Source organism: Streptomyces sp. NPDC051738 (genome assembly GCF_044453205.1).
Lineage (GTDB): Bacteria > Actinomycetota > Actinomycetes > Streptomycetales > Streptomycetaceae > Streptomyces.
The window spans coordinates 288290-310863 of sequence record NZ_JBITCM010000006.1; the positions used below are offsets into that span (position 1 = coordinate 288290).

Below are 22574 nucleotides of genomic sequence, written 5' to 3' on the forward strand. Positions count from 1 at the left end.
GCACTCATCCTCCAACAGCCGCTCTCCGCCCGTGAGTTCAGCCACCGGGCTGATACATCCATACGGCATGCGCGCGCAGCGCCGACAGCCCCTGATAGGTCATCCACATGGGCCGCCGCAGATCGGTGCCGGCGCCCCGCCCCCAGTACCAGATGCCGTCCGACTGTCCCGCCCACACCGCGGCGAGGGCCCCGTCCAGCCGTACCCGCCACTCGTCCTCCAGCCCGTCGGCGCGGGCGATCTCCAGGGCCCCGGGGGAGAGCAGGGCGCGGACCAGCCAGGAGGCGGTGAAGTGCCGTACGTTCAGCACCTCGTGGCGGGAGGGGTCGTCGGTGCGGGGGCGGCGCACCTCCTCGTGCAGGTTCTCCAGGTCGGGGCAGGTGTCGTGCGGTGCGTCCGGACAGGACAGCAGCCAGCGGACGCCGTCCTCGCGGGCGGTCCGGGCCCGCGCGGCGCGCGCGTCGCCGTCCTCGCCCAGGACCCGGGCGGCCCGGTCGAGGGCGACGACGGCCTGCGCGGTGTGCAGCGGGGACGGCCTGCCGTACGGCGGCTGCAGCCGGTGGCCCCAGCAGCGCAGATGGTCGCGGCGCGGGTCGCTGATCGCGCCGTCCGCGAGGGCCTCGCGCAGCAGGGGCAGGACGTCGGAGCGGGGCGCGGCGCGCAGCAGCCCGCGCAGCACGGTCGTCACCACATGGGTCGACTCCCGTCCTGCGCGGTCGAGTTGACGGGTGAAGCCGCTCGTACAGTGGTCCACCTCCGCGGCCAGCCGCTCGGCGGACGTGCCAGCCCGGGCCAGAGCGCCCAGCACCAGAGCGGTGACCTCGGGACGCGCCTCGGACCCTTGCGAGCGCGCCGACCAGCCGCCGCCGGGGAGCCGCAGCCGCCACAGCGTGTCCACCAGGTCGCCGGTGCTCAGCCGGCCGTAGGGCACGCCCAGGTCGAGCATGATGTGCAGCCCGTACGCGGTGCCGACGGGGGTGGGCCGGGAGGGCGAGTCCTCGCCGAGGGAGTGCGGCCAGCCGGTGAGTTGCCCGAGCTCGGGGTCGTCGACGACGGACACCTGGTCGACGAGGGAGTCGTAGGCGGCGGAGAAGACCTTGGGGAGCGGGCCGGGCGCCCCCGGTGCCATCGCGGCGGGCCCCACGGCGGGGAGTTGCGCGGCATCCACGGCCGCCGCTGCCGCCCGGGCCCGCAGCAGCGCCGCCGCCAGCCAGGCCGCGACGAAGGTGCCGAGTCCGCTGATCCCGGCGATCACATACCGGGCGGCCGAACCGTCGAGGGAGTCGGGCAGCACACTGAACAGGAACTGGAACACGCCGTACCCGGCGGCGGCACAGCCGAGGCCGCCGAGCCAGCCGACGAAACGCGCCGGGGGCGAGCCGTCCGCGGAATCGTCGTCGGGAGCGGGAGGCGGCGAACCGGGCTGACGGGAACTCAACGGACCGCGTCCGAGCTGCTGTTGGGACAAGACGCGCTCCCTCCCCCGTGGCGCCTGCGTGTGACCTCCGCGAAGCTTCCAGTCTAAGTGGTCAGGGTGACAACTGGGGCGGCTGCCGGTCGTGCCCACCGCGCGGCCAGTGCGCGAGCGCCACGTGCAGGGCATCGACGGCGCGCTCCCAGGACTCCCGTACGTCCCGGGGAGCACCGAAGGCGCCCGTGGACTCCAGGGCGCAGTAGCCGTGGAAGGTGCTGCGCAGCAGACGTACGGCGTCGGTGAGGTCGGGTTCCTCCAGGCCGTAGGCGCGGAGCATGCCGTAGGTGATCTCGGCGGTGCGGCGCATCGCGGGGGAGTCGGCGACCAGGGCCTGGTCCACCCGGATCTGGGTCGCCGCGTAGCGGCCCGGGTGCTGGAGGGCGTACTCCCGGTAGGCGTCGGCGAACGCCTTCAGCGCGTCTCTGCCCGCCCGGCCCGCGACCGCCACGGCGATCCGGTCGATCATCTCCCCGCCCGCGAGCAACGCGATCCGCGTCCTGAGGTCCTGAAGGTTCCTGACATGCGAGTACAGGCTCGCGTCCTTCACACCGAAGTGCCGCGCCAGCGCCGACAGACTGACCTTCTCCAAGCCGACCTCATCGGCCAGGTCCGCGGCGGCCGAGGTGATCCGGTCGGCGGTGAGACCCGCTCGGGGCATGGGTGACCTCGTTCCTGTGAGCACTGGTCCGTAGCCTAGAGGTCTTAGGAAGCTGAACCTCATCGCATCAGCGGCGGCAGCCCGGTCAGCACACCCCAGCCCGCCGCGCCGGCCGCCAGCAGCGCCGTCGGCCAGCCCGCCCCGGCGGCGAGCGCCAGACCGCCGACGACGGCGGCGGCGAGCAGGGCGAGGGTGAGGGCAACCAGAGTGCGGACGTCGAAGAGCGGCATGTCGTGTCCTTCCCGTACGTCTCGGGGCCGTTGCCCCGAGGGATCCGTACGGCCAGCCTCCGGCCCCGCGGGCCCCTTCGGCGGCGACGGCGAACGACTCCGAACGACCACGAACGAGCGACGAGATCCCCGAACACGCCACCCTGGCTACGCTGATGACGAACCGTCGGAAACCGCGTGTCAGGGGAGACGCATGGCCACTCCGCAGGGCACCCTCGAACCGCTGCTCCGCTTCTGCGGCAGTCTGCGGGAACTGAAGTTCGTCTCGGGAGCGCCCTCCCTCGGCGACCTGAAACGGCGGATGCCCTCACGCCCCGCCGCCAGCACGCTCAGTCCCCTGCTGGCCGGGAAGATCCGCCGTGCCCCGCGCTGGGAACTCGTGCGCGAACTCGTCACCGCCTGCCAGGAGCACGCGAAAGCGGTCGGCATCGACATCCCCGAGGACCTCGGCTCCGTCACCGCCTGGCGTCGGCGCCATGACGAACTGGTCCGGGCCCTGGACGGTTCGGCACCCCAGCAGTCGCCCGACGAGCTCGGCGGGCTGCTGCGCCTCACCGCGTCCGGACTGCCACCCGTCCTCGGTGAACTCACCGACGCCGACCTGGGGGTGGCCCCGCCGCTGCCCGGCGCGGACGCCGGGTACATCGCCCGGAGCGACTTCGACGAGGAGATGCGCAGCATGCTCTCCCTCGAAGGCCCGCCCTACCCGTACGTCCTCGCGTACGGCGAGGACCGTGCGGGCAAGACCCGGTCGGCCGTCGAGGCGCTGCGCGCGGAGTTCGCCGCCGGCACGCCGGTGCTGATCCCGCACACCGTCTCCGCGGTGTCACGGCTGCGCTCCCACGCCGAGATGCCGGGCCGCCTCGGGACACCGGTCGTGCTCTGGCTGGACGATTTGACGGAGGCCGACGTGGAGCGGCTGACGCCGGAGCTGCTGCAGTGGCTCTCCGGGTGGGCCGTGACGGCCGGAACCATCTCCGCGCGCCGATGCGGGGCGATTCTGGAGGAGACCGGACCCGACGGCGCCGGCGCCCGGGCCGCCCTGAGCACCGCCTGCCTGGTGCATCTGCCGCTCGAACTCGACGAAGCCGAACGCGCCGAGGCCGCCTGGCACTTCGCGGGCGGTGCCGTGCCCAGGAGCTTCGCCGAGGTGGTGGAAGCCTCGCAGCCCCGCGAGATGCTGCTGCGGCTCAACACGGCCCGGTCCGCCAACCCCGTCGGCGTCGCCGTCGTCCGGGCCGCCGTGGACTGCCACCGGGCCGGACTCGACCGGGGTCTGACACGTGACGAACTGCTCCGGCTGCTTCCGCCGTATCTGACCGTGCTCGGCGCTCCCATGGCCACGGAGGACGCGATCGAGCGAGGGCTGGACTGGGCCCGGGACCCGGTCGTGGGCGGCCGTGCACTGCTTCAGGCCGCGCCGCGCGAGGCGGGCACGGACCGCTGGCAGGCCGCGCCGGAGCTGGTTGGCGAGGCCGACTCCGGTCCCGTGCCGGGCTTTCTCTGGCCGGAGCTGCTGGATCTGGCCAACCCCGAGGAGGCCCTGCGCATCGGCTACCAGGCCGGGAGGCGGGACGCCCCGGTGTACGCGGCCGCCGCCTTCACCAAGGCCATGAAGGACGAGGAGAACCGGTCGGTCGCCCTGCTGTGGCTCGGGAGGGCGAAGTCGCTGCTCGGTGCGAACACCGGTGCCAAGGAGGCCTTCCGGCAGCTCATGCGGACCGGCGACGCCGAGGAACGGGCCCAAGCCGCCCTGGAACTCGGTGCGTTGCTGAAGCTGGAAGGGGACGTCCCGGGCGCGGAGGAGGCATGGCGCCGGGCGGCGGCGAACGGGGACGAGAAGCGCGTCGCACCGATGGCCCGCTTCCAACTGGCCATGATGCTGGTGGACGAAGGCGCGGACAGGGAGGACATCGAGGCCCTCTTCCGCGAGGTCGCCACGAGCGGGCACACCGATCTCGCCCCGAGGTCGTGGGCCATGCTCGCGGGGCTGTATCAGGACCGCGGTGATCTGCCGGCGGCCCTGGAGGCATGGGAGCGGGCCGCGGAGTGGGATCACGCCGAGGTGGTGGCGCTGATGGAGGAGTCGGTCCCCGATCTCAACCAGCGGATGGTGGAGCTGGCGGAGGTGCTGCACGGGGGACCCGCGCCCCGGACCGCCGGGGAAGTGCTTGAACAGGCCGACCGGCTCAGGGACCTGGGCGACTTGGCGGGGGCGCTGGCCGCCTTCGAGGCCGCTGCGGACTGCGAGGATCCGGACGTACGGGCCCGGGCGCTGCTCGGCGCCGCCCGGATCCTGCGCGGGCAGGAGCGGGGCGATCAGGCGGGTGCGGCCTTCGAGGCGGCCGCGGAGTGCGGTGTACCGCGGCACGCGGCCAAGGCGCTGCTGGAACTCGGGGTGCTCCTGGCCGAGGCAGGAGACGAGCCGGGGTCGTACCGGGCCTGGTCGAGGGCCGTGGCGACGGGCGTGGCCGACGAAGCGGAGATCGCCGCGCTCAACCTCGGCCTGCACGGGCTGGGGCGCGGGCGCGATGCGGCCGCGGAGACGGCCTTTCGCCGGGCGTTGGAGACCCAGAACCCCAGGATCAGGGCGAAGGCCGCGCTGAACCTGGCACTGCTGCACGCCGAGGGCGGGGCCGAGGACGACACGGTGGACGGCTGGTACCGCACGGCCATCGAGACCGAGGACCCGGAGTTCATGCCGCAGGCCGCCATCGCGCTGGCGGGCCGGCTGGTCGGACGGGGCCTGCGGGCCGAGCCGAAGCGACTGCTGGGCATGGCGATGGCTGCCGAGGACCCTGGTGAGAAGGCGCGCGCGACCATGTTCCTGGGCGCGCTGCACGACCTCGACGACGACGTGGACCGCGCGGCGGCCCTGTACCGCCAGGCCATCGAACTGCGGCACCCGGACCGTTCCGTCGAGGCCCAGCTGTACCTCGGGCGGCTCTGCCTGCGCACCCATCGCGACGACGCGGCACGCTGGCATCTGCGGGTGGCCCTGGACGCGGGGCACGCCGAGCACTCGCCCGAGGCGGGGCTGCTGCTCGCGCAGATCCACCAGGGGTACGGCGAACTCGACGAGGCCGAGCTGGTGTTGGGGCAGCTTGTGGAAACGGGTCACGACGAGGTGGCCGCCGAGGCCGGGGAGCTGCTCGGGGAGGTGCTGGCGGGCCGGGGCCGTACCGGGGAGGCGCGGCGGGTGTGGGCATGGGTGGCCGAACAGGGCCGGGAACCGCACGCGGGCGTCGCCCGTACGCGACTTGCGGCACCCGGCGACCGCGAGCTCTGAGGCCGGGGCGGGCCCGGCCCTGGACGGATTCGCCTGCGCCGGGCTGGTGATCGCGTGAGGCGACGCCTCTCCCGTACGGCGGTGATCAGCCGATCGGCGCGTACAGCACCCCCAGCTTGTCGATCTCGTCGCCGGCCCGCCCCGTGAACCCGGCGATCTGCCAGCCGGACGGCGCCGTGAAGGTCTTGCTGTCCGAAGTCGCCGTACCGGCGGACAGGGTACGGCCCTTGTCGGTGGTGAAGGCCGCCGAGAAGATCCGCGTACGGCTGTCCTTCTGGCCCTGCGTCAGCTTCACGGAGGTGAGGTGCTCGCCGGAGGCGAGGGTCAGGGAGGACGCCGTGCCGCCCGTACCGCCGTGCGTGAGGGCCGTGCCGCCGTCGTGCGTGAGGGACACCGAGTCCAGGCGGGAGCCGCCGCGCAGGGTCAGGGTGCGCGGGGACACCGAAGCCGGCAGGTCGTCGGCGTCGTTGAAGGCGGTGCCGTGCGGGCCGCCGATGAAGTCGCTCGCCCGCAGGGAGGAGTTGAGGGTGTAGGAGAAGTCGACCGCGTGCGGGAAGTGGTCGGACAGGTTGCCGCCCGCGGAGTCCAGGAACGACGCCCACTCGTTGTTGTAGCGGGTGGCGTTGAGTGTCAGGAGCTTGCTGCCGCGGTAGAGGACCTTGTCGACGACCTCGCAGCCGTTCGGCGGCGCCGTCGTCGGGCACAGCAGCGCGTCCGCGCCCTGCGTCGGCCGGACGCCGCCCTTGACCAGCTGCACCCAGGCGTCCGTCAGGCCGTTCTCGTCGGCAAGGGTGCGGATGTTGTCGCCGCTGCGGGTGTACCTGGTGTTGGTGTCACCCATGACGATGACCGCGTTGCCGGAAGAGTTCGCCTGGATGAAGTCCGACAGCTGCTCGACGTTGGCGCGGCGGGCGGCCAGCGCCTCGTCCGTGGCGTCGGCGTTGGTGTGGACGTTGTAGAGGTCCACGAAGACGCCCTCGGCAAGGCGGACCCTGGCGAGCGAGAAGCCCTTGGGGGTCAGGCAGTTGGTGCCCGTGCAGTCGTTCCACTTCACCCGCTCGAAGTCGTCGAAGGCGTAGTCCGAGAGGGTGTTGAGGCCGTCGCCGAAGGGTACGCCGCCGCTGGTCGCGGTGCGGTACGGGTGGTTGTCGCCCGCGTACAGGGCCGCGTGGTAGTTGAAGTCCTCCTGGACGTTCACGATGTCGTACGCCGCCAGCCGCGGCGATATCAACGGGGTGTTCGTCTCCGGATTGCCGGAGCTCAGGCCCTCCGGGAGGCCCGCGACGTTGTACGTCAGGACGTTGAAGGTGCCGGAGGTGGCGGCCGTCGCGGACGGGGCCGCGGCGGTGGTGAGGCCGGTGAGGGCCAGCGCTGCTGCGGCGAGGGTGCCGATGAGTCTTCTCATGTGGGGGTGTCTCCGGTGGGTGACGAAGAATCCATTGGGTGACGAAGAAGGTGAGCGCTGCTCAGGTTCGATGTCAACCAGGGTGACGTACAAGGGCGGTTGAGGAAACAGTGAGCGACGCGGCGTTCCGCCGTGTCCGGGGCACCCGCTGGCCACGCGGCGCTCGTTCAACGTTCATGTTTCGCCTTGATCCTCCACAGGCGGCGCAGAAGCGCCGCGGCGGGCGGCCGCAGACGGCAGTCGTCATGCAGCCGTGGAAGGCAGCGGCAATGGGGAGGCGTTCATGGGACACGGACACGCGCACGGCCATCACCACCACGGACCCGGGCACGGACACGACCACGCGCACGACGCGGAGGCGTCCGGTGCCCTGCCCGCCGCCTTCGACACCACCGTCCCCGACGAGGCCCTGACCTCCGAGCAGCAGTCCCGGCGCACACTGCTGCGCCGGGCGGGTCTGCTGGGCGCCGGACTGGCCGGCGGCGTCGTGGCCCCGACGGCGGCCGCCGCCACCACGTCCACCGCGTCCGCCGCATCCCCCGCCTCCGGCGGCCGCAGGACCAACGGCTTCCTGTGGCTGGCCGGCGACCACCACATCCACACCCAGTACAGCAGCGACGGCAAGTACCGCGTCGTCGACCAGGTCCGCCAGGGCGCCAAGCACGGCATGGACTGGCTGGTCATCACCGACCACGGCAGCACCACCCACGCCAAGATCGGTGTCGACAAGGTCAACCCGGACATCCGCAGCGCCCGCGCCGCCTACGAGGACACCCTCGTCTTCCAGGGCCTGGAGTGGAACATCCCGGGCGCCGAGCACGGCACCGTCTTCGTGCACCCCGGCACGAACGAGGTCTCGGTCCTCAAGCAGTTCGAGACCGACTACGACGGCAGCGTGAAGGGCGCCTCCGACTCCACGCCCGCCAACGAGGCGCTGGCCGTCGCGGGCCTGAACTTCCTGGCCGAACAGGTCAGGCGCCGCAAGGTCAAGGACGCGCTCATGCTCGCCAACCACCCGGCGCGGCGCGGTGTCGACTCCCCGCACGAGATCCGCGGCTGGCGCGACGCGAGTCCGACGCGGCAGATCGCCGTCGGCTTCGAGGGCGCTCCCGGCCACCAGGCCGCCGGACTCCCGGCTCCCCTCGGCATGGCCCGCGCCCGCGGCATCTACGACAACAACCCCAGCGCCAACTCCTTCGCCGGCTACCCGCCGGAGAGCTACCGGACCTGGGGCGGCTTCGACTGGATGACCGCCACCGTCGGCGGCCTGTGGGACAGCCTCCTCGCCGAGGGCAAGCCGTGGTGGATCACCGCCAACTCCGACTCCCACCAGGTGTACGCCGACACTGCCGTGCGCGGCACCGGCGGCGACTTCAACACCGACGGCCGCCACCCCGACCCGGTCTACGGCGGCCAGATCGACATCACCCAGGGCGACTACTGGCCCGGCCAGTACAGCCGTACGCACGTCGGTGCCGACGGCTTCTCGTACGCCGCCGTCATGGACGGCATCCGCGCGGGCCGCATCTGGGTCGACCACGGCGGGCTCATCGGCGGCCTCGACGTGCGCGTCACCGGTGGTCGCCGCTGGGCCACGCTCGGCGGGGCCCTGCACGTCAGGAAGGGAACGAACGTCACCCTGACGGTCGACGTGGCGCTGGCCGGCGGCCCCAACTGGGCCGGTTTCGTGCCGAAGTTGGCCCGCATCGACGTCATTCAGGGCGATGTGACCGGACCGGTCGCGGACAAGGACACGTTCACCGCGCCGACGGCCAAGGTCGTGGGGTCGTACGAGGTCAACAAGCCGACCGGCACGGTCCGCCTCACGTACGACCTCGGCAAGGTCGACCGCCCGGTCTATGTCCGCGTCCGCGGCACCGACGGCAACCGCAACGCCGTGGGCCCGATGGGCGCCGCCGTCGATCCCGTCGGCCCGGCCATCGACGTCGTCGGCGACGCCGACCCGTGGCGCGACCTGTGGTTCTACTCCAACCCGGTGTGGGTCCTGCCGTCGTGACGCCGCACGTCCTGAGCGTCGACACGGAGATCAGGGACCTTCGTGCGGCCGACCACCTGCTGCGCACCCTCGCCGCCCAACTCGTCCTACCCGAGGGTGCGTTCGGCTGCACCCACCTGGTGCGGGGTGAGCGCCCACGCGTCGCGCTGTCCCTCACCCTCCCGTCCGAGCCGCTCCTGCGTACCGCCCAGGAGCGGCTCACCGCCCAGGGACACGCGGTGTCCCCAGGGGCGCCGGACGCGGTGGGCCGCGCCGTGATCTACCCGGGCGTCTCGTCGCTGACCGGCACCCTGAGGATCGCGGACCTGCTCACTCGCTCGGCGATCGACCGCGTCACGGTCCTGGGCACGCCCAGCCGGCCGACCTCGGAAACCCGGCTCGCGACAGGCGATCACGTACGGCCGCAATGGCAGAGCGGCGAACTCGTCCTGACCGCCATGCCGGCGGCGGGCGGCACGCTCGTCCCGTTCGAGGTGCCGAATCCCACCCCGTGCTGTGCGGACCACTGAGGCGGCATCGGGACGGCGGCGGGACGGCACCGGGACGGCGGCGGGGCCCGGGTAGGCGACGGGGGGCGCCGCCGAACCACCCCCTCAGGCCGCCGGATTGAGCCCGTTCGACAGCCCGGTGTAGGCGGGCTTCGCGCCGTAGCCCTCGTTGTACGGCAGTGCTGCCCCGTAGCCGCTGAAGGTTCCCGGTACCCATGAGTACTTGTCCGTGAGGCCCCAGACGGTGACGCCGGCGCAGCGTGGTACGCCCAGGCAGTTCTCGCTCGCCGTCTTGTAGTCGGTGGACTGCTGGGCGAGTTCGGCGGTGGAGGCGGGCAGGGGGATGCGGACGTCGAGTTCGGTGATGGAGACCTCGAGGCCGAGGTCGGAGAAGCGCTTGAGGTTCGCCTTCATGGAGGACGGCAGCTGGCCGACGACGAAGTGCGACTGGAAGCCGATGCCGTGCAACGGGACGCCCTGGGCGAGGAGTTGCTTCGCCAGGTTGTACAGGGCGTCGCTCTTCGCGTTGTCCGCCTCGATGTTGTAGTCGTTGATGTAGAGCCTCGCGTTCGGGTCCGCCGCGTGCGCCCAGCGCAGGGCGTTGGCTATGTGGCCGGTGCCGAGCTTGTCCTGCCACAGCGAACCGCGCATCGAGCCGTCCTCGTTGAACGCCTCGTTCACGACGTCCCAGGCGTAGATCTTCCCCTTGTAGCGGCCGACGGTCGTGTCGATGTGCTTCTTCAGGAGCGTGTTCAGCTCGGACGCCGAGAAGTTGCCGTTCTTCAGCCAGGACGGCAGCTGCGCGTACCAGACGAGGGTGTGGCCCCGTACGCCCTGGTTGTGCGCGGCGGCGTGGCTGACCAGGCGGTCTGCCGCCGCCCAGTTGTAGCTGTTCCGGCTCGGCTCCAGCGCGTCCCACTTCATCGCGTTCTCCGCCGTCACCGAGTTGAACTCCCGGTCCAGGACGGCGGTGTACGCCGACTCGCTCTGCAACGGCCCGTCGGCGACCGCAGCCCCGATCCGCACGCCGCGCCCGTCCGCGTACCCGCGCAGGGTCGTCGCGGCCGAGGCGTCCGGGGTGAACTGGGGTACGGCGACGGTCGCGGTGGCGAGGAGGGCGCCCACGGCGGCCAGGGGGAGCGGGCGCAAGAGGCGTCGGCGGCGGTGGGTGCGGGGGGTGGGGGACACGGCTCCTCCTGGGGTGGGGGGACGCGGGCGCGGGAGCGTTCTTTCCTGGTTGCCGCCGGCGCCCGTAAGGTTGCCGACAGCGGGACGCCCGCCTCCCGCGCAGCCGCCCCGGCCGCCCGGCCCGCCCGATCAGGTCACCCGTTCACCCCCGTGTAGTGCCGCAACGCCCACCGCCACACCACCCGCGACGCCAGATACCCGGCGACGCCGAGCAGCGGAGACGCCGCCGCCAGCCAGTACGGCACGCCGATGTCGTGGTCGTGGCCGGTCAGTACGGCGGTCGGCAGGTACGCGACGAAGGCGAGTGGGAGGGCGTAGGTCAGGAAGCCGCCCACCGCCCGGGGCAGGACGTTCAGCGGGTAGCTGCCGAACGTGCCGAGCAGTTCCTCCAGCCAGCGGCTCCAGTAGTCGGCCGCCGGGAAGCGCAGGCAGGCGCCGGCGATCGCGGTGAACAGGGCCGCCTCCAGCAGCATGCCGCCGATGATCGCGGCGATCAGATACGAGATCCGGCCAGCCGTCCAGTCCAGGTGACTGCGGCTGAGCGCGCCCACCATCAGGCCCGCCGCGACCGTCAGGTCGCCGATCGCGTTGGTCGGGAAGTAGGCGAGCTGGACCTGGCGGTACACCGGCATGGGGCGCAGGAGGTAGACGTCGATCCTGCCCTCCTGTACCTGCCGGCCGATGAAGTGCATCCGCCCCAGGAAGAGCACGAACAGACCGTGGGCGAGCATCCGGATCGCCGGGATGAGCAGGACGTCCGAGCTGTCCCAGCCGCCCATCCCGGTGAACCGGGCCAGCAGCACCGTCGCGAACACGATCACCGACACCTGCCAGATCGCGCCGATCGCGATGTTCAGCAGGAACTCCGCGCGGTACTCCATCGCGGCCCGGATGTTGAGCAGCGAGATGCGCCACACGATGCGCAGGGACTTCGCGGTCTTCGACGACATCTCAGCCTCCCTGCGAGATCACGCGCCGCGCGGCCCGCCGCCACACCCACCGGGTGAACAGCGCCAGCACGACGACCCACGCGGCCTGAATCGCCAACTGGGCGCCCGCGTCGGACAGTTCGATACGGCCGACGTAGATCGACAGCGGCACGCTCAGCGTCGCCTGGAACGGCAGGAAGCCGCTCAGCGTGATGAACCAGTCCGGGAAGAACCACAGCGGTGCGTACACCCCGGACAGCAGGTTCTGCGCGAAGATCAGGATCAGCATCGCGGAGTTGTTGCGGAGGGTGAAGAAGCACAGCTGGTCCAGGGCGAGCATGACGTAGTACAGGACCCACTGGCCGAGCAGCATGCTCAGCATGAACACCCCGGCCACCGCCGCCGACTCGGGGGGTTCCACCACCCCCGCCGCGAGGCACACCGCGTATCCGCCGAGTGCCCACGCCAGCCCGTACAACTGCTCGCCGAGCGCGCGCAGGGCGTAGTAGCGCTGGGGCGGCAGCGGGCGCAGATACCAGTAGACGATCGTGCCGAAGTGCATGTGCTGCAGCACCGTGTCCCGGCCCGCGTACTGGTCCAACTCGCGGAGGCGGGAGGCGAGTACGGCCATGACGGCGTACGTGACCGCCTGATCGCGGCTCAGTCCGGCGGTGGTGCCCGTCTGGGCGTACAGGCCGCGCCACAGCGAGGCAACCAGGACCACCTGGACGGTCAGTCGCAGCAGGACGGCCGTCATCCGGGGCGGTGTGTGCAGCTCGCCGAGCGGCGTGACGCGGGCGGCGCGCCAGCCGTGCAGAACGGCGGCCATCTCAGGCTCCCTCCGCCACCGACTCGGCATGCACGTACGCGGCCCGCATCACGTCCTCCAGGTCCGCCTCGTCGAGGGCGAGGTCGGTCACCTCGTACCGCTCGATGACCTGCTTGAGCGCCTGGTGCACGGTCGGCGCGTCGACGCCGTCCGGTCCGAAGACCGCCTGCGGACCCTCCCGTCGCAGCAGCGCGATGCCCGGCAGGGCGCCGACCTCGGCGTGCGGGTCGGCCAGCGTCACGCGCACCTGCCAGGTCGAGCCGAACTTGCGGCGGATCTCGTCGAGGGTGCCGTCCAGGACGAGCCGCCCGTGGTTGATCAGCACGACCCGCTCGGCGAGCCGCTCGACCTCGGTCATGTCGTGGGTGGTGAGCAGGACCGTACGGCCGCGCTCCTCCACCTGGTGCCGCAGGAACTCCCGCACCTGCTCCTTCACCACCACGTCCATGCCGATGGTCGGCTCGTCGAGGAAGACGACCGGCGGGTCGTGCAGCAGCGCGGCGGCCAGATCGGAGCGGACGCGCTGGCCGAGGGAGAGGTGGCGGACCCGGGTGTCCCAGAAGGAGGAGAGGTCGAGGAGGTCGTCGAACTCCTGCAGGCGCGTGGCGTGTTCGGGCTTCGGCACCTCGTAGATGTCGCGCAGGATCGCGAACGACTCCCGCACCGGGAGGTCCCACCACAGCTGGGTGCGCTGCCCGAACACGGTGCCGATGTTGCGGGCGTTGCGCTCGCGCTCCTCGTACGGCACCACACCCGCGACCCGGGCCTCGCCGGCCGTGGGGGTGAGGATGCCGGTCAGCATCTTGATGGTGGTGGACTTGCCGGCGCCGTTCGGGCCGAGCAGGGCGAGGAGTTCGCCGGGGGCGACGGAGAAGGTCACGTCACAGACGGCGTGCTTGGCGACCTTCTCCGGGTTGACCAGAGAGCGGAGCGCGCCGGCGAAGCCGGGGCGGCGGACGGTGGTGTGGAAGGTTCGGGACAGACCACGAACCTCGATATTGCCATTCAAGCGACATCAACTCCTTTGCTGGGAACGCAAGTTGCGGCCGGTCGGCATCACTGCCGACCGGCCGCTGGGTGGCCCTCCGACCGTGTCGGAAAGTCGATCAATCGGTCAATCGATTTATGATCGCCCGGTCACGGCTTCTCACTCGGCGATCGAGAACACGAACGAGAACTCCGTCGGCTCCGCCTTCAGGAAGTACTGCGGCAGCGGACCCGGACCGCAGGACTGCGAGCCGATGCCGTGCTGGCCGTGGTCGAGGTTGACCCAGACCGTGTCGCCCGGCGTGAGGTCGGTCAGGTGCCGGGCGGCGTCCAGCTGCTCGTTGGTCCAGCGGCGGGCGCTGAACCAGAACTCCGGGGCGCCGTCGATCCGCAGCCCGCCGAGCTCCGCCCAGCGGACGTCGGCACGGGCGCCGTTCTCCTGCGGGCGGACGTACGGCGTCTGGAGTTCGTCGATGCCCGCGTCCCACTGGAGGTGCTTCGCCGCGGCCCTGGTGTCCGGGTACGCCTCGCCGCCACTGCCGTACCAGACCGCGGAGTCGGTGCTCTGCGCCGGCAGCCCGAAGCGGACGCCGAGCCGGGGCAGCGGCACCTTCCAGTCGCCCTCGGGGACGACCGAGACGGTGAGGCGCAGTCGCGTGCCGTCGGACGTCCACCGGTACACGGTGCGCAGGCCCACCTCGCGGGCGGCGGGCGCCACCCGGGTCCGGACGATCAGCGCGTCGCCGTCCGACTCCACGCCCTCGATCCGGTGCCGCATACGGTGCAGGCCCAGCTGCCGCCACAGCACGCCCCACCGGGTGTCGTCCTGCCAGGACGCGCCCTCGTCGTTGTCGGTGGTGGCACGCCACACGTCCAGGCGCAGGCCGGTGACGTCCACCCCGCCGATGGACCGCAGGGCACCGCTGCGGGCGTCGAACGTGGCCGGGCCGAGCGTGATCCGCTCGCCGTCGGCCGTGGGTCCGGCACCGGTGACCGCCGGGAGGGGAGCGCGCGGCGTGACCGTCCGCTGTGCCCACGCCACCTCGTGGCCCTTGCCCGCCCAGGGGGTGTCCTCGGCGAGCAGCGCGCGGACCGTCCACTGGACCTCGTCGCCGTTGCCGTCGGGCGCGGACGCCGGCAGCTTGACCTCCGCCGACTCACCCGGCGCGAGCGGCGGCACGGCGAGCGTGTGCGCGCCGGTGGGGAAGCCGTCCACCTGGTAGGAGAACTCGAACTGAAGGTGGGAGAGATCGCCGAAGTCGTAGGCGTTCGTCACGCGCACCGTGCCGTCCGCGCCGTCACCCTCGATACGGACCGGCTCGATCACCTTCTTGTACTCGACGAGCCCCGGCGACGGCGTCCGGTCAGGGAAGATCAGGCCGTCGCAGACGAAGTTGCCGTCGTGCAGCTCCTCGCCGAAGTCGCCGCCGTAGGCGTAGCCCAGCTCGGCGTGCTTGACGCCGTGGTCGATCCACTCCCAGATGAAGCCGCCCTGGAGCCGCTCGTACCGCTCGAAGATCTGCTGGTAGTCCGCGATCCCGCCCGGTCCGTTGCCCATCGCGTGCCCGTACTCGCACTGGATGAACGGGAGCTCACGCCTCTTGTGCGTGCCGCCGTCCAGGTTCTGCCCGATCCGCTCGACCTCCTCGTGGGAGGCGTACATCCGCGAGTACACGTCGGTGTCCCGGCAGTCCCAGTCGCCCTCGTAGTGCACCAGGCGCGAGGAGTCCCGGCCGTGGATCCACTCGGCCATGGCGGTCAGCCCGCGTCCGGTGCCGGCCTCGTTGCCGAGGGACCAGAAGACGATCGACGGGTGGTTCTTGTCGCGCTCGACCATGCGGGCGGCGCGGTCCAGCAGGGCCGGCGTCCAGCGGTCGTCGTCGACGGGGTTGTCGCGCCAGGCCTGCTCGGTGAAGCCGTGGGTCTCCAGGTCGCACTCGTCGATGACCCACAGGCCGTACTCGTCGCACAGATCGAGGAAGGCCGGGTGCGGCGGGTAGTGCGAGGTGCGCACCGCGTTGAGGTTGTGCCGCTTCATCAGCAGCACGTCCTCGCGCATGGTCTCCAGGTCGAGGGCGCGGCCCTTCTCGGGGTGCCACTCGTGCCGGTTGACGCCCTTGAAGAGGACCGCCCTGCCGTTGACCTTGACCAGGCCGTCCTCGAGGACGACGGTACGGAAGCCGATGCGCAGCGGAACCCGCTCGCCCTCGGTGACCAGCTCACCGTCGTACAGCTTCGGGGCCTCGGCCGACCACGGCTCGACCGCGACCGTCACCGACTCACCGGTCGCGACATCGATGTCGAGGGCGGGCACGGACACCCGCCCGTCGACGTCGGAGTCGACGCGCAGGGTGCCCTCGCCCGTGCTGTGGTCGTAGGAGGCGTGCACGAAGAAGTCGCCCGCGCTGCCCGCCGGACGGTGCAGCAGGGTGACGTCACGGAAGATGCCGGGCAGCCACCACTGGTCCTGGTCCTCCAGATAGGAGCCCGCCGACCACTGGTGCACCCGGACGGCGAGCACGTTGCCGGCCGGCTTCAGCAGGTGCCCCACCGCGAACTCGTGCGGCAGCCGGGAGCCCTTGAACTCGCCGATGTCCGTGCCGTTCAGCCAGACGCGGGCGCAGGACTCGACGCCGTCGAAGCGCAGGACGGCATCGCCGTCGGCGGGCCACTCGTCGGGCAGGTCGAAGACCCGCACATGGTCGCCGGTCGGGTTCTCGGTCGGGACGTGCGGCGGGTCCACCGGGAAGGGGTAGAGATGGTTGGTGTAGATGGGCGAACCGAACGCGCCGTCGCCCTGCAGGACCCAGTGGCCGGGGACCGTGACCTCGGCCCAGTCCCCGGCGTCGTAGCCCTCGTCGGCGAACGAGTCGTCCTGGGCGTCGGCGGTGGCCGACAGCCGGAAGCGCCAGCTGCCGTTGAGTGACAGGGACTTCGCGTCCGAGGAGGCGTACCAGGCGCGGGGCGGCAGGGCCCCGCGGCCCGGGGAGACGTCCTCGACGTAGTCGACGGAGGGGGTGGTGCGGAAAGACATCGGTCTCCAGCTCGTGAGAAGAAGGCGTCAGCCCTTGATGCCGGTCTGTGCGATCCCCTGCACCAGCCAGCGCTGGAGGAAGAGGAACACGAACACCAGGGGCAGGATGGAAACGGCCGTCGCCATGAAGATCAGATGGAAGACGACGGTCTGGTTGGTCATGTAACTGGAGAGCGCGACCTGGACGGTCCACGAACTCGGGTCCTGGCCGATGACCAGCGGCCACAGGAAGGCGTTCCAGCCGTTGATGAAGGTGATGGTCGCCATGGCAGCGAAGAAGTTCAGCGAGTTGGGTACGACGACACGCCAGTACGCGCCCCAGTAGCCCAGCCCGTCCATGCGCGCCGCCTCCTCCAGTTCCTTGGGGAATCCCAGGAAGTACTGCCGAAAGAGGAAGCAGGTGAAACCACTGAACAGGCCCGGAATGATGAGACCCCGGTAGGTGTCCACCCAGCCGAGCGAGGAGACCAGCACGAAGCTCGGCACGAAGGTGACCGCGGTCGGGACCATCAGGGTTCCCAGGACGGCGTAGAACACCTTGTTGGCGTGCTTGTACGGGATGCGGGCCAGACCGTAGCCCGCGAGGGAGCACACCAGCAGGACGCCGACGGTGTGCAGGGTGGCCACGACCGCCGAGTTCCACAGGGACTGGGCGAAGGGGACCGTCCCGTCGCTGAAGAGCTCGCTGATGTTGCCCCACTGGATGTCCGTGGGGAAGATCTTCCAGTTCTCTCCGGTGATCTCGGCGTCGGTGGAGAGGGCGTTGCGGACGAGGATGTAGAACGGGATCAGGAAGAGGAAGGCGGCGACGCCCGTGGCGATGTAGAGGCCGGTGGAGCTCATCACGCCGCCACCGCGCCTGGCGCGGCTGGGTGTGTCCGACGTCGGCGCGGACTTCCGCACCTTGGGCATGGTGGTGGTCACTTGGACTCGTCACCCCTTCCGAAGCCCATGATCTTGCCCTGGAGCAGGGTCACGGCACAGATCAGCACGGTCAGGATGAGTGCGCCCGCGCTGCCGGCGCCGTAGTCCTGGCTCTCGCCCAGGGCCTTGTAGTACAGCTCGACGAGGGGCGGGCGGCCCCAGGTGGTCTTCGACAGCAGGTTGAAGAACTCGTCGAAGGCCTGGTAGGCGGCGATGAGCAGCAGCAGGATCACCGCGGTGGACGTGGTACGCAGCTGGGGCAGGGTGATGTACCGGAAGGTCTGCCAGCCCGACTTGGCGCCGTCGATGGCGGCGGCCTCGTACAGCTCGTCCGGGATGTTCTGCAGCGCCGCGATGAAGAGGATCATGTAGAACCCGGACTGCAGCCACAGCCGGGCGGTCACGATGACCAGCCAGTACCAGGGCGGGTTGGGGTCGATCAGCCAGGCGATGTTCTCGACGCCGAACCAGCTGAGGACCGTGTTCATCAGGCCGAAGCGGACCCCGCTGAAGATGGACATCTTCCAGATGAGCGCAGCGGCGACATAGCTGACCGCGGTCGGCAGGAAGAAGACCGAGCGGAAGAACGCCCGCATGAACCGGAGCCGGTTCACCAGCAGGGCGAGGCCCAGCGACAGTGCCCAGGTGGTGGGCACGATGAACGCGGCGAAGACGGTGAAGGTGCCGAGCGAGCCGACGAAGTCGTCGTTCGTCAGCATGTACTTGTAGTTGTCGAAGCCGATGAACTTGTCCGGCGTGACGGTGAAGCGGGCCTCGAAGAAGCTGAGCCAGAGGCTCCAGAGGATGGGCGTGTAGACGAAGATCGCCAGACCGATCAGGAACGGCCCGGTGAAGAGCCAGAAGGCGAAGGTTGGGCTGCCCCGCAGACCCCGCCGCGGCTTGGCCGGTGAGGCCTTCGCCGGGGCGGGGCTCGCGAGGTCGAGCTTGCTGGTCGTCGACATGTCGTGGTCCGTCCCGCGGCCTATCCGAACAGCTTCTTGAGCTCGCGGTTGACGGCTGTGTCGGCCTTGGCGAGCGCCTTCTCCGGGTCCATGTCCTTGCGGACGGAGTTGGCGAAGACGTCCTCCAGGGCGGTGATCATGGCCTGGGTCCAGCCGATGTTGTCGAAGTGACCGAACTCGTTGAAGAGCTTGACGCCCTCAGCGGCGTTGCCCGACTTGAGCTTGTCGGCTTCCTTGGCGAGGGAGATGCGCGGCGGGATGTGGAAGCCGTAGGAGGTGGCCCAGTCCTCCTGGTACTCCTTCTGGTCGATCCACAGCCACTTCACGAACTCCTTGGCCGCGTCGGCGTTCTTGCTCTTGGCGTTGACGAACATCGACCAGCCGCCGTTGTAGACCGACTGCTTGCCGGAGTCGACGGTCTTCGGGAAGGGGAAGACGCCCCAGTCGTCGCCGAGCGCGTCCTGGATCTGCGGCATGGCCCACATGCCGCAGAACTGGATGGCACACAGGCCCTGGTTGAGCGAGGACGGGTCCCAGGACTCGGTCGGGGCGCCGAGGAGTAGGTCGCCGCTGGTGAACAGTCGGCGCATCTTCTTGATGCCCTCGACGACGCCGTCCGTGTGGTAAGCGATCTCGTTCTTCTCGTTGAGGGTGTCGGCGCCCGCCGACCAGATCATGGGGTTGATGACGTTGTGCAGGTCGTTGCCCATGTACAGGCCCTTGACCTTGCTGGTGGTCAGCTTGGCGGCGGCCTCGATCAGCTCGTCGAGCGTGGTCGGCACCTCGACCTTGGCCTTCTCCAGCATCGACCTGCGGTAGAAGAAGAACTGCGGGTCGTCGATCATCCGGACGCCGTATATCTTCCCGTCGACCGTGTGCGACTTGATGTCGGCCGGGTTGAAGTCGTCCTTGACCGGCTCGACGATGTCGGTCAGGTCCGCCACCTGGCCGCTCTTGACCATCTGGATCTGCGGGTGGAACTCGAAGAGGTCCGGCGCGTTGTCGGTGAGCAGGGCCGAGAAGAGCTTGCTCTCGAAGTCCGCGCTGGTGATCCACTGCGTGGTCACGTTGGCGCCCTTGTAGGCCTTCGCGTACCGCTTGATGGCCTGCTCGGTGCCCGCCTCGCCGTACGCGTGGAACATCTGCACCAGGCTGTCGCCGGAACTGCTCCGGCCGGTGTTGCCGCCGCACGCGGCCAGTCCGCCCGCGGCCGCCAGGCCCATCGCGGCCCGCAGTACGTTTCGGCGGTCCCAGTTGCTGTTGCTCAATGCCGACATGCTGACGTCCTTGTCTCGAGTACGGCTTGCGGCTCTGCGCCCGTGCCTGTGGCTGGAGCGGCTCAGCGCCAGGTGGCTCAAAAGGGGTTGCGGTGCGGGACGTTAACCTTCGGCTAAGGCTTCGGCAAGGGGTTGGACGAAGCCTGCACGAAGCGTTGTGCAACGTTCGGAATACCGGACGTTACGGAGCCACGTACCTGCCCGTCGTCATGCAGGTGGTGCGGTACGACTCCTTGCGTGGGCGGTGCGTTTCACCGTCCTGTGCCCCACGGGCGAGGCTTTCTGGCCCACCGACTGCAGGGCCCCTTCCAACGCGAACGTCGCCGCGCCCAGGCACACCGGATCCGTCGGGATGGGGGAGAGAACGATCCGGGTGGCGGCCAGGGGCCGCCTGAGCGCGTGCCGGGCGACGGCCTCGCGCACCTCGTGCAGCAGCGGTTCGCCGAGGGTCGCGGCGACCCAGCTGCTCAGCACGACGACTTCGGGGTTGAACAGGTTCACCAGGTCGGCGATGCCGGCGCCGAGATAGCGGGCGGTGTCCTGGACCACCTTGAGCGCCACCGGGTCGTGCGCGGCGACCCCACGGGCCAGGGCGTCGATCGTGGCCGTCTGGTCCTCCGGGTGCAGCAGGGCGCTGTCGGCGGCCAGCTCCCGAAGGTTCACCATGATCCCGGGCGCCCCGACATACGTCTCCACGCAGCCGTGGTTCCCGCAGTGGCACGGCCTCCCGTCCAGCACGAGCGTCGTGTGGCCCCATTCGCCGGCGCTGTTGCTCACCCCCCGGTGCAGCCCGCCGCCGAGTACGAGCCCGGCGCCCACACCGGTGCCGAGGTTGACCACCACGGCGTCCCCGCTGCCGCGCACGGCACCGAACCACAGCTCGGCCACCGCGCTGGCGCGCAACGGGTTGTCCATGTAGAGGGGGTAGGCGATGTGCTCGGCGAGCAGGGCGAGCAGCGGCACGTCGTGCCAGTCCCAGTTGGGCGCGTACTCGGAGACGCCGGTGTCCCGGTCCACCTGCCCCGGCACGCTCACCCCGACGCCGAGCACCCGGGCGCCCTCCACGCCGGCCTGCGCGACCACCGATCCGACGGCGGCGGCGACATGGCCGACGACCTGCTCGGGGCGGCTCTCGCCGGGGCGCATGTCCTCGTCGGCGCGGGCCAGGACGTTCAGCGCGAGATCGAACAGCTCGACCCGTACGTACGTCTCCGCGATGTCGACGCCGATCAGCGCGCCGCCGGACGCGTTGACGGCCACGAGCCCCCGCGGGCGGCCCCCGGCCGAGTCCTCGAACCCGACCTCCGTGATCATCCGGAGGTCGAGCAGCTCGCCCACGAGGGTGGCGACCGTGGCGAGACTGAGGCCGGTGGCGCCCGCCAGCTCCTGCCGGGAGGTGGGCGACGTGGCGATGATCTGGCGCAGCACCTCGTAGCGGTTCGCGGTGCGGATGTCACGTGATGTGCGCTTCACCGGGCGTGCCCCCGTCCCTTCGGTTCAGGCCGGGTCGACGTCGGCACCGGCGAGGCGCAAGGCTATGGCGTGCGCCGACTTTCGACAAGGGGTTAGGAAAGGGGCTGTAGAAAGTCTTTCCGCTGGAAGGGCCCGGTGTGCGGGTACTGGCAAGTATCAGCCGTCGAGGACGTCTCGCACAAACGCGTTGGCGAACTTCCCCGCCGGGTCCAGTTCCCGCGCCAGCGCCCGGAAGTCGGCCAGCCGCGGGTACCGCCCGCGCAGCACCTCCGCCGGCACCGCGAACACCTTCCCCCAGTGGGGCCGCGGCGCGAAGGCGTCCAGCGCCTCCTCCAGCCGCCGCACCACCGGCAGGACGGCCGCGGTGTCCTCGATCCAGGTGAAGTGCAGCGCCACGGTGTCCCGCCCGTAGGAGGGGCTGAGCCACTGCTCATCGGCGGCGACCCGGCGCACCTCGCAGGTCTGCAGCACGGGGGCGACCGTCGCCCGGATCCCGTCGACGGCCCGCAGTGCGTCGACGGCGTACCGGCTCGCCAGCAGATACTCCGACTGCAGCTCGGCCCCGCTGCTCGGCGTGAACTCCGCCCGGAAGTGCGGCAGTCGCTGGTGCCACGGCCCCGGCGCCCCGAACTGCTCGGTGCAGTTGACCGCGGGCATCCCCGGCACCGGGTGCAGCTTCTCGGTGGCGGGCGCGGCCCACGGGAAGTCGGGCAGCGGCTGGTCGGTGCGCCGCTTGAGCCACACCTGCCGGAAGCCGGGTTCGCGCCAGTCGGTGAAGAGGCTGACGCTGTACGCGGACGCCATCACCGTGTCGAACGTCGCCAAGTCCAGCCCGTCCAGCGGCAGTTCGGTGAAGAGGTGCTGCTCGACGTCGAAGGACGGCTCCAGGTCGAGGGTGAGTGCCGTGACGACACCGAGGGCGCCCAGCGAGGTGACGGCACCGCCGAACCGCGGGTCCTCCCGGCCGACGGTCACCACCGAGCCGTCCGCCGTGACCAGCTCCACCTCCCGCACGGACGTGGCCAGCGAGCCGTTGCCGACCCCTGAGCCGTGGGTGCCGGTGGCGACCGAGCCGGCCACCGAAATGTGCGGCAGGGAAGCCATGTTGGGCAGCGCGAGGCCGTGCGCGTACACCGCGCGGGCGAGTTCGGCGTACCGTACGCCGCCCGACACCCGTACCGTACGGGCCTCGCGGTCCACTTCGATCGCCGGCGGCAGGGCGGCGATCGACAGCAGGACGCCCTCGGGGCCCGGGTCGGCGATCTCGTTGAAGGAGTGCCCGCTGCCCAGCACCCGGACCCGCTCGCTCCCGGCCACCAGGGCGCGGATCGCGTCGAGCGAGTACGGCCGGTGCAACTCCTTGGCGGAGTAGGTGATGTTGCCCGCCCAGTTGGTGATCGTCTCGGTCAT

Annotated in this window: 17 protein-coding genes; 3 read left to right on the forward strand and 14 right to left on the reverse strand. The window is 70.8% G+C overall.

Features of this window, described 5'->3' with window-relative positions; all coding sequences use genetic code 11:
• Positions 1 to 37 precede the first annotated feature (37 nt).
• From ACIA8X_RS16830 to ACIA8X_RS16840, 3 genes are all read right to left on the reverse strand, one after another.
• Complete coding sequence (locus tag ACIA8X_RS16830; RefSeq protein ID WP_393447789.1) at positions 38 to 1468, reverse strand: hypothetical protein; 1431 nt, start codon at positions 1466 to 1468, stop codon at positions 38 to 40.
• 61 nt (positions 1469 to 1529) lie between these two features.
• Positions 1530 to 2132: a TetR/AcrR family transcriptional regulator gene (locus tag ACIA8X_RS16835; RefSeq protein WP_393447791.1), complete on the reverse strand. Its 603-nt coding sequence runs from the start codon at positions 2130 to 2132 to the stop codon at positions 1530 to 1532.
• Positions 2133 to 2191: 59 nt separating this feature from the next.
• Positions 2192 to 2362, reverse strand: a complete 171-nt coding sequence (locus tag ACIA8X_RS16840) for a hypothetical protein (RefSeq protein ID WP_393447793.1) — start codon at positions 2360 to 2362, stop codon at positions 2192 to 2194.
• Positions 2363 to 2555: 193 nt separating this feature from the next.
• Between ACIA8X_RS16840 and ACIA8X_RS16845 the strand changes: the two genes are divergently transcribed.
• The gene (locus ACIA8X_RS16845; RefSeq protein ID WP_393447795.1) at positions 2556 to 5651 is read left to right on the forward strand and encodes a tetratricopeptide repeat protein; all 3096 of its coding nucleotides are present in this window, start codon (positions 2556 to 2558) and stop codon (positions 5649 to 5651) included.
• Positions 5652 to 5736: 85 nt separating this feature from the next.
• Here the strand turns inward: ACIA8X_RS16845 and ACIA8X_RS16850 are convergent, their stop codons facing one another.
• Positions 5737 to 7056 (reverse strand): jacalin-like lectin, encoded by a 1320-nt coding sequence (locus tag ACIA8X_RS16850; protein ID WP_393447797.1) that lies wholly within the window; start codon positions 7054 to 7056, stop codon positions 5737 to 5739.
• Between the two features lie 283 nt (positions 7057 to 7339).
• Between ACIA8X_RS16850 and ACIA8X_RS16855 the strand changes: the two genes are divergently transcribed.
• Both ACIA8X_RS16855 and ACIA8X_RS16860 read left to right on the forward strand, forming a co-directional pair.
• Entirely contained in the window at positions 7340 to 9073 is a 1734-nt protein-coding gene (locus ACIA8X_RS16855) for a PHP domain-containing protein (RefSeq protein ID WP_393447799.1), read from the forward strand.
• A complete protein-coding gene (locus tag ACIA8X_RS16860) occupies positions 9070 to 9582 on the forward strand; it encodes a hypothetical protein (protein ID WP_393447801.1) in 513 nt (170 codons plus the stop codon). The genes ACIA8X_RS16855 and ACIA8X_RS16860 overlap by 4 nt, the downstream gene beginning before the upstream one ends.
• An 84-nt stretch (positions 9583 to 9666) precedes the next feature.
• Here the strand turns inward: ACIA8X_RS16860 and ACIA8X_RS16865 are convergent, their stop codons facing one another.
• The 10 genes from ACIA8X_RS16865 to ACIA8X_RS16910 form a co-directional block, all read right to left on the reverse strand.
• Positions 9667 to 10749 (reverse strand): endo-1,4-beta-xylanase, encoded by a 1083-nt coding sequence (locus ACIA8X_RS16865; protein ID WP_393447803.1) that lies wholly within the window; start codon positions 10747 to 10749, stop codon positions 9667 to 9669.
• Between the two features lie 134 nt (positions 10750 to 10883).
• Positions 10884 to 11699: an ABC transporter permease gene (locus ACIA8X_RS16870; protein WP_399458560.1), complete on the reverse strand. Its 816-nt coding sequence runs from the start codon at positions 11697 to 11699 to the stop codon at positions 10884 to 10886.
• A 1-nt stretch (position 11700) separates the two neighbouring features.
• Positions 11701 to 12507 (reverse strand): ABC-2 family transporter protein, encoded by an 807-nt coding sequence (locus tag ACIA8X_RS16875; protein ID WP_399458561.1) that lies wholly within the window; start codon positions 12505 to 12507, stop codon positions 11701 to 11703.
• A gap of 1 nt (position 12508) precedes the next feature.
• Positions 12509 to 13516 carry an ATP-binding cassette domain-containing protein gene (locus tag ACIA8X_RS16880; RefSeq protein WP_399458562.1) on the reverse strand — a complete coding sequence of 336 codons (1008 nt, stop codon included), beginning with the start codon at positions 13514 to 13516 and terminating at the stop codon, positions 12509 to 12511.
• Positions 13517 to 13654: 138 nt separating this feature from the next.
• A complete protein-coding gene (locus ACIA8X_RS16885) occupies positions 13655 to 16528 on the reverse strand; it encodes a glycoside hydrolase family 2 TIM barrel-domain containing protein (protein ID WP_399458563.1) in 2874 nt (957 codons plus the stop codon).
• Positions 16529 to 16555: 27 nt separating this feature from the next.
• The gene (locus ACIA8X_RS16890; protein ID WP_393447813.1) at positions 16556 to 17452 is read right to left on the reverse strand and encodes a carbohydrate ABC transporter permease; all 897 of its coding nucleotides are present in this window, start codon (positions 17450 to 17452) and stop codon (positions 16556 to 16558) included.
• Positions 17449 to 18414 (reverse strand): carbohydrate ABC transporter permease, encoded by a 966-nt coding sequence (locus tag ACIA8X_RS16895; protein WP_399458564.1) that lies wholly within the window; start codon positions 18412 to 18414, stop codon positions 17449 to 17451. Before ACIA8X_RS16895 ends, ACIA8X_RS16890 begins: the two co-directional genes overlap by 4 nt.
• 20 nt (positions 18415 to 18434) lie before the next feature.
• Positions 18435 to 19691, reverse strand: coding sequence for an ABC transporter substrate-binding protein (locus ACIA8X_RS16900; protein ID WP_393447817.1), 1257 nt, complete (start codon positions 19689 to 19691; stop codon positions 18435 to 18437).
• Between the two features lie 207 nt (positions 19692 to 19898).
• Positions 19899 to 21164 carry an ROK family protein gene (locus ACIA8X_RS16905; RefSeq protein ID WP_399458565.1) on the reverse strand — a complete coding sequence of 422 codons (1266 nt, stop codon included), beginning with the start codon at positions 21162 to 21164 and terminating at the stop codon, positions 19899 to 19901.
• 156 nt (positions 21165 to 21320) lie between these two features.
• Positions 21321 to 22574 carry an FAD-binding protein gene (locus tag ACIA8X_RS16910; RefSeq protein ID WP_393447821.1) on the reverse strand — a complete coding sequence of 418 codons (1254 nt, stop codon included), beginning with the start codon at positions 22572 to 22574 and terminating at the stop codon, positions 21321 to 21323.

What these genes read in the sequence shown, in the direction of transcription:
- ACIA8X_RS16885 (WP_399458563.1), bottom strand. Translation starts at nt 16,528, where the DNA reads ATGTCTTTCCGCACCACCCCCTCCGTCGACTACGTCGAGGACGTCTCC.
- ACIA8X_RS16895 (WP_399458564.1), bottom strand. Translation starts at nt 18,414, where the DNA reads ATGTCGACGACCAGCAAGCTCGACCTCGCGAGCCCCGCCCCGGCGAAG.
- ACIA8X_RS16835 (WP_393447791.1), bottom strand. Translation starts at nt 2,132, where the DNA reads ATGCCCCGAGCGGGTCTCACCGCCGACCGGATCACCTCGGCCGCCGCG.
- ACIA8X_RS16840 (WP_393447793.1), bottom strand. Translation starts at nt 2,362, where the DNA reads ATGCCGCTCTTCGACGTCCGCACTCTGGTTGCCCTCACCCTCGCCCTG.
- ACIA8X_RS16875 (WP_399458561.1), bottom strand. Translation starts at nt 12,507, where the DNA reads ATGGCCGCCGTTCTGCACGGCTGGCGCGCCGCCCGCGTCACGCCGCTC.
- ACIA8X_RS16900 (WP_393447817.1), bottom strand. Translation starts at nt 19,691, where the DNA reads ATGTCGGCATTGAGCAACAGCAACTGGGACCGCCGAAACGTACTGCGG.
- ACIA8X_RS16910 (WP_393447821.1), bottom strand. Translation starts at nt 22,574, where the DNA reads ATGACCGAGACGATCACCAACTGGGCGGGCAACATCACCTACTCCGCC.
- ACIA8X_RS16845 (WP_393447795.1), top strand. Translation starts at nt 2,556, where the DNA reads ATGGCCACTCCGCAGGGCACCCTCGAACCGCTGCTCCGCTTCTGCGGC.
- ACIA8X_RS16855 (WP_393447799.1), top strand. Translation starts at nt 7,340, where the DNA reads ATGGGACACGGACACGCGCACGGCCATCACCACCACGGACCCGGGCAC.
- ACIA8X_RS16850 (WP_393447797.1), bottom strand. Translation starts at nt 7,056, where the DNA reads ATGAGAAGACTCATCGGCACCCTCGCCGCAGCAGCGCTGGCCCTCACC.
- ACIA8X_RS16870 (WP_399458560.1), bottom strand. Translation starts at nt 11,699, where the DNA reads ATGTCGTCGAAGACCGCGAAGTCCCTGCGCATCGTGTGGCGCATCTCG.